Origin of the sequence: Mesobacillus sp. (assembly GCF_047739415.1) — a bacterium.
In the GTDB taxonomy this organism is placed as follows: domain Bacteria; phylum Bacillota; class Bacilli; order Bacillales; family Cytobacillaceae; genus Mesobacillus.
In genome coordinates this window covers 1-6110 of sequence record NZ_JBIQOE010000146.1, presented here as the reverse complement: position 1 = coordinate 6110, position 6110 = coordinate 1, and the positions used below count along the sequence as shown (strand labels likewise).

Below are 6110 nucleotides of genomic sequence, written 5' to 3'. Positions count from 1 at the left end.
CTGCAAATACTTTTGAGAAATGATTGTCTTTTTAATTTTTTTGTATTTTTCTTTTTTTGTTGGCTCTGCCATTATGGTGTCACTGACTTGTTGTTCGACTGGCTGTTGAATCTTGACTTCCATTTCTTCACCACCTTAGTTGCTGTTGTCTTAACTTGTACCTTTATCATAAAAAAAAGGGCTTACATTTATAAGCCATCGAATTTTGCTTATGGTACCAATTTTTTAGTTTTAGGTTTATAGAACAAAATATTGATACTATCATGTTGTTATCGTTTTCATTCGTTTTATAAAAATGAATATGCACTGCAAGATGAAGGTCGGTACTTTGCTGGACCGAAAAATCTTAGGTTGTCCCGTTTGCAGTAGTCATGTTTTCAAGAATCTAATCATAGTTCCAGGTTTTACTCATCAATAAGGCTGGCTGGTGTTTTTAAAATCAAAAATAACAATCACATAGTCTTAAATAAAAAACCCCGTGCAATAGACTTTTAAATGTGTCTATTGCTCAGGGTTTTTAGCTTTTTTCATTATACAGTTATTCATGTTAACCATATTTCATTATCCTAGTGCCACATCAAGAATCATCATGATTGTGAATCCAAACATTAGGCTTAACGAAGCCAAATCGCTGTTGCCATTTTCCTGGGAGCCTGGAATTACTTCTTCGGCCACTACGAAAATCATTGCCCCTGCCGCAAAGCTTAAAGCATATGGAAGGAGGGGTTCCATGAACACGACCGAGGCTGCTCCAATGACCGCTGCAATTGGTTCTACCATGCCCGAGAACTGGCCGTAAAGGAAGCTTTTCTTCCTCGACATTCCTACCGTCCGGAGTGGCATGGAAACTGCAACCCCTTCCGGGAAGTTCTGAATCCCTATCCCGATCGCAAGTGCGATTGCCCCCATCAACGATGCAGAAGGAAAGCCTGCGGCAACAGCCCCGAATGCTACTCCAACCGCAAGCCCTTCAGGAATGTTGTGGAGGGTAATCGCCAATACCATTAAAGTACTCCGTCTTTTCTTTTCGGGATGAATTCCCTCTGCCTTATCCATTCCTAAACCAGGATGCAAATGGGGCATTATTTTATCAACGACCATCAAGAACAATCCACCTAAGATAAAACCAGTCGCAGCAGGCAGCCAGCTTGGAAGACTCCCGCTCTCACCCATCTCAATAGCAGGTGCCAGGAGTGACCAAAAACTTGCAGCAATCATTACACCTGCAGCCAGGCCCATCATACTGTCCAAAAACTTTTGGTTAGGGTTTTTTGTTGTAAATACTAAAGCTGCTCCAAGAGCAGTCATTCCCCAGGTGAACAATGTACCAATAAGCGCCTGGACTACTGGATGTAACTCCATAAAATATTCAAGCATCTTTTTTCCTCCTAAAGACGTGCTCAGTAATCGGAATCCATATATCTTTTAATGTATTATATTTATCATTAAGTGGTGAATATATCTTGTTCACCGTAAAACAGGCATAACCAATTTCCTTTTATCAAGATTACTACATTCTAAACGTTCTTCCAATCTTATTTCATTTTTATTCAGTTAGGATCAAAACCAATACTCTGTTATTAAAGAAAATGAAGGTTATTATACCACTGAGCCGAATGAATGGATTTTCACACCAAAAAGGGATACTCTAATAAGATAATTCGATGATTTAGAAAGGAAATAAATATGATTGCGAAAACAGAAGAAGATTTTAACGGATTAAAAGAAATTGGCAGAATCGTTGCCTTGATCCGAGAGGAGTTAGTCAGGAAGACTGCACCTGGTATTACCACGATGGAGCTCGATGAAATGGCTGGCGCCTTGTTTGAACAGCATGGAGCGGTTTCTGCACCAAAGGGTGAATACAATTTCCCTGGATATACATGCATCAGTGTAAACGAAGAGGTGGCACATGGCATACCAGGCAGCCGTGTGATTAAAGAAGGCGATATTGTTAATATCGATGTTTCCGGCTCTAAAAATGGTTATTTCGCCGACACTGGAATCTCATTTGTCGTTGGCGAAGGTGATCCTATTTTAACCAAGTTATGCGAAACAGCCGCCGAGGCCTTTGAAGCAGGTTTGAAGAAAGCGAAGCCAGGTTCGAAGAAAAGCGGACTTGGCAAGGCAGTTATGGCAACTGCGAGAAAGAATGGACTAAAGGTTATCAAAAACCTTACAGGACATGGAATCGGCCGCACAATCCATGAAGCACCTGATCATATTTATAATTATCATGAGCCATGGGACGACGAACTTCTGAAAGATGGCATGGTCATCGCTTTCGAACCATTCATCTCGACCCGTGAAGAAGAAGTTTTTCAAAATGATAACGATGAATGGACATATGTAACAGAAAACAGCTTTGTGGCTCAATGTGAGCATACCATCATTCTTACCAAGAACGGGCCGATTGTGATTACCAGATAGAGCTCACTTTTCTAGATTGAAACCCTTGCTGCTGCAGGGGTTTCTGTTTTTTTAGCTGATCCCTGTCATTTCAGACTATATTCCTATTTTTCGTATTACTAAAAAAAATCCAACAAAATGATTGACACTTTTTCTATGACGCAGTAAAGTAATAAACAAGATTTATAACTCAATATTCGTTACTTCTTATCAAGAGAGGTTGAGGGACTGGCCCTATGACACCTCGGCAGCGGACTCCTTTGGAGGACTGTGCCAAATCCAGCAAGCATGAGCTTGACAGATAAGAAGAGGCTGACTTTTAATTTGATGTCCTCTTCTTTCTGAAGGGGACTTTTATTTTCCCAAAAAACCCCACCCACAATTTCATATCGATTTTCTTATCAAGAGAGGCGGAGGGACTGGCCCTATGAAGCTTCGGCAGCGGACTCATTACGGAGGACTGTGCCAAATCCAGCAAGCAATAGCTTGGGAGATAAGAAGAGAAGTTTGTCCTACGTCTAATCAGGCATGCCCTCTTCCTATTCCCGGGAAGAGGGTTTTTTTATCGTTCTACAAAGGAGGAAGAGAAATGATTACATTTGAGAAAGTGGAAAAAGTTTATGAAAGCCGCGGCAAGAAGGTAACCGCCCTGAACGGCATTGATCTGAAAGTTAAAGAAGGTGAGATATTCGGTGTCATCGGTTTTAGCGGAGCTGGAAAGAGCTCGCTGATCCGCTGTGTGAATCTATTGGAACGGCCCACTTCCGGGAAGGTTATCGTAGATGGAAATAACCTGACGTCCCTTTCTGTAAAAGAAGTCAGGGAGATTAAAAGGAATATCGGGATGGTATTCCAGCATTTCAATCTCTTAAATTCTAAAACTGTTTTTGATAATGTTGCAATGCCGCTCGTCCTTGCAAAGCTTCCAAAGGCACAAATAAAAGAGCGGGTTCATCAGCTGCTTGAATTTGTCGGCCTGGCTGACAAAACAGACAATTATCCAGACCAGCTTTCCGGCGGGCAGAAGCAGCGGATCGGCATAGCTCGGGCGCTGGCAACTCAGCCGAAAATCCTGCTTTGTGATGAGGCGACATCGGCACTGGACCCGCAGACAACAAGTTCCATCCTTCAGCTATTGAAAAAAATCAACAAGGAGTACAACATCACGATTTTAATCATTACTCATGAAATGGCTGTCATCAGGGAAATTTGTGACCGGGTCGCTGTCATTGAGGAAGGAATAATCATCGAGGAAGGTACAGTCTTCGAAGTCTTTTCAGCTCCTAAAACAGAGACAGCAAGGAATTTTGTGAGCTCCATCATGAATGACACAATCCCGGATTCGGTTCGAAGGATCATTGACCGACATTCCGGACTGCAAAAGATATTCCGGATCAACTTTGTCGGTGAGTCGGCAGGCCAGCCTCTTCTATCACAGCTTTCAAGGAATTTTGATATCAATGTGAATGTTCTTTTCGGAAATATCACCGAGCTTCAAGGAATACCTTTCGGAAACCTCATTGTCGAGTTCCAGGGCAGTGATAAAGAAATTTTGAGGGCTCTTAATTTTATCGACCAGCAAAAAGTAAGCATAAAGGAAGTGACAGCACATGCTAGTTAATTCAGAACAAATCATTCAGGCATTAATTGAAACACTGCAAATGGTCGCGTTCTCGCTGCTGTTTTCGGCAGTCCTCGGTGTACCGCTTGGAATTGCGCTGGTTGTAACAAGAAGAGGCCATTTGCTTGAAAACGCACCGGTCTTCAATGTACTCAACAGCGTCATCAATGTCTTTCGTTCCGTACCTTTCATCATCCTGCTGGTAGCAATCATTCCGCTTACCCGTTTGATCGTTGGGACATCAATTGGTACGGCCGCAGCCGTCGTCCCGCTTGTTTTCTATGCAGGACCGTATATTGCCAGATTGGTTGAGAATTCCCTGCTCGAAGTGGACCCTGGCGTCATTGAGGCAGCCGAATCAATGGGAGCCACTCCCTGGCAGATTGTCTTAAAATTCATTCTCCCGGAAGCGATGAGCTCGCTGATCCTTGCTTTTACGATAGCGACAATCGGATTGATTGGTGCATCGGCAATGGCTGGGGCAATCGGAGGCGGCGGTTTAGGAGACCTTGCGATTACATATGGCTATCAGAGGTTTGATACCCAAACGATGTTCATCACCGTCGGCATTTTAATTGTAATGGTACAGGGGCTTCAATCCCTTGGAAATATAACAGCTAAAAAAATCAGAAGAAGATAATCAGGAGGAAATCAAAATGAAAAAACTACTATTAGCATTGATCGTACTTAGTCTGGCCGTATTCAGCACTGCATGTTCCAGCCCTTCATCATCCGCTGAAGGCGAAGAAACAGTCAAAGTGAAACTTGGTGTTAGCGGCACGGATCACCGGGTCTGGGATTTTGTCGCTAAAAAGGCTGAAAAAGAAGGAATCGATGTCGAAATTGTCACTTTCTCAGACTATGTCCAACCAAACCTTGCCCTTGCTGAAGGTGAATTGGATGCAAACTCATTCCAGACTGTTTCCTATTTTGATGCTTTTATCAAGGAACATAATATTGACCTTGTACCAATCGCTACTACTGTAATCGCACCAATGGGCATTTACTCAGATAAATACAAAAATGTTAAAGACATCCCGGAAGGCGGAAAAATTGCCCTTGCAAACGAAGCTACGAATATGGGAAGAGGACTTCTTTTACTCCAGGAAGCTGGTTTAATCAAACTTGAGGAAGGCTTCGATGGTATTGGCTCCCTAAATAAAATTGTGGAAAACCCTAAGAACCTTGAATTCGTGACACTTGTAGCCGGACAGACACCTAGGGTATTGCCAGATGTCGCTGCATCCATCATCAATAATGGAATCGCAGTAGACGCAGGACTTACACCAAAGACAGACGCCATCTTCCTTGAGAGTGCAACTGCCACTCCATACATCAACATCATCGCTGTGCGGGAAGAAGACAAAGACAATAAAACTTTAAAAAGATTAGCTGAACTTTACCAGCAGGATGACACCAAAGAATTCATCGAGAAAGAATACAAAGGGAATACGATTCCTACCTTTGTACCTCTTAGCAATATTGGCTGGTAATCAGAATCGGCATTTCTGTGACAACAAGGTGGTTTTAAGTGCTAAAGAAGTGACATGAGTTGGAACAAGGGTCAGCTTTTAAGGGTGAAAACTGCCCCCCTTCCATCCATTTTTTAAAAAACTTAAGGAGGATTCAGGATGTCAACATCAGTAAAAGCAATTAACGAGTTAAAAGAAACTATTATAGGTAACGTTGAGCTTAATAAGGAGCTGTACTTATCAACTAGCCATGAAATCCATGAAAGACCGGAAATCGGTAATGAAGAATTTTTTGCATCTGCCAGGCTTATCAAGATTTTAGAGGATGAAGGTTTTGAAGTCGAAAAAGCGGTAGCTGGACATGAAACCTCTTTTGTTGCACGTAAAAAGTCTGAAAGACCTGGTCCTTCCATCGCTTTCCTCGCAGAATATGATGCCCTTCCAGGATTGGGTCATGCTTGCGGGCATAACATAATTGGCACGACAAGTGTCGCAGCTGCGATCGCGCTAAGCAAAGTGCTGGATGAAACTGGAGGTGAAGCAGTTGTTTTTGGTACTCCTGCAGAAGAAGGGGGCCCAAATGGGAGCGCGAAAGGAAGCTTTGTAAA

5 protein-coding genes, 1 pseudogene and 2 riboswitches are annotated in these 6110 nt (G+C 42.7%); of the genes and pseudogenes, 5 read left to right on the top strand and 1 reads right to left on the bottom strand.

Annotation, left to right across the window (positions count from 1 at the left end; all coding sequences use genetic code 11):
* Positions 1 to 561 precede the first annotated feature (561 nt).
* Positions 562 to 1377, bottom strand: coding sequence for a ZIP family metal transporter (locus ACH0QE_RS11520; protein ID WP_415800823.1), 816 nt, complete (start codon positions 1375 to 1377; stop codon positions 562 to 564).
* Positions 1378 to 1686: 309 nt separating this feature from the next.
* Between ACH0QE_RS11520 and map the strand changes: the two genes are divergently transcribed.
* The 5 genes and pseudogenes from map to ACH0QE_RS11495 form a co-directional block, all read left to right on the top strand.
* Positions 1687 to 2430: a type I methionyl aminopeptidase gene (gene map, locus ACH0QE_RS11515; protein WP_415800822.1), complete on the top strand. Its 744-nt coding sequence runs from the start codon at positions 1687 to 1689 to the stop codon at positions 2428 to 2430.
* A gap of 183 nt (positions 2431 to 2613) precedes the next feature.
* Positions 2614 to 2717, top strand: a riboswitch (SAM riboswitch).
* Positions 2718 to 2804: 87 nt separating this feature from the next.
* Positions 2805 to 2909, top strand: a riboswitch (SAM riboswitch).
* Positions 2910 to 2998: 89 nt separating this feature from the next.
* Positions 2999 to 4030, top strand: coding sequence for a methionine ABC transporter ATP-binding protein (locus ACH0QE_RS11510; protein WP_415800821.1), 1032 nt, complete (start codon positions 2999 to 3001; stop codon positions 4028 to 4030).
* A complete protein-coding gene (locus ACH0QE_RS11505) occupies positions 4020 to 4670 on the top strand; it encodes a methionine ABC transporter permease (protein WP_415800820.1) in 651 nt (216 codons plus the stop codon). The genes ACH0QE_RS11510 and ACH0QE_RS11505 overlap by 11 nt, the downstream gene beginning before the upstream one ends.
* Positions 4671 to 4686: 16 nt before the next feature.
* On the top strand, positions 4687 to 5523 hold the full coding sequence (locus ACH0QE_RS11500) for a MetQ/NlpA family ABC transporter substrate-binding protein (RefSeq protein ID WP_415800819.1): 837 nt from the start codon (positions 4687 to 4689) through the stop codon (positions 5521 to 5523).
* Between the two features lie 138 nt (positions 5524 to 5661).
* Positions 5662 to 6110 (top strand): annotated as a pseudogene (locus tag ACH0QE_RS11495) (amidohydrolase); the annotation flags it as partial.

What these genes read in the sequence shown, in the direction of transcription:
- ACH0QE_RS11520 (WP_415800823.1), bottom strand. Translation starts at nt 1,377, where the DNA reads ATGCTTGAATATTTTATGGAGTTACATCCAGTAGTCCAGGCGCTTATT.
- map (WP_415800822.1), top strand. Translation starts at nt 1,687, where the DNA reads ATGATTGCGAAAACAGAAGAAGATTTTAACGGATTAAAAGAAATTGGC.
- ACH0QE_RS11510 (WP_415800821.1), top strand. Translation starts at nt 2,999, where the DNA reads ATGATTACATTTGAGAAAGTGGAAAAAGTTTATGAAAGCCGCGGCAAG.
- ACH0QE_RS11505 (WP_415800820.1), top strand. Translation starts at nt 4,020, where the DNA reads ATGCTAGTTAATTCAGAACAAATCATTCAGGCATTAATTGAAACACTG.
- ACH0QE_RS11500 (WP_415800819.1), top strand. Translation starts at nt 4,687, where the DNA reads ATGAAAAAACTACTATTAGCATTGATCGTACTTAGTCTGGCCGTATTC.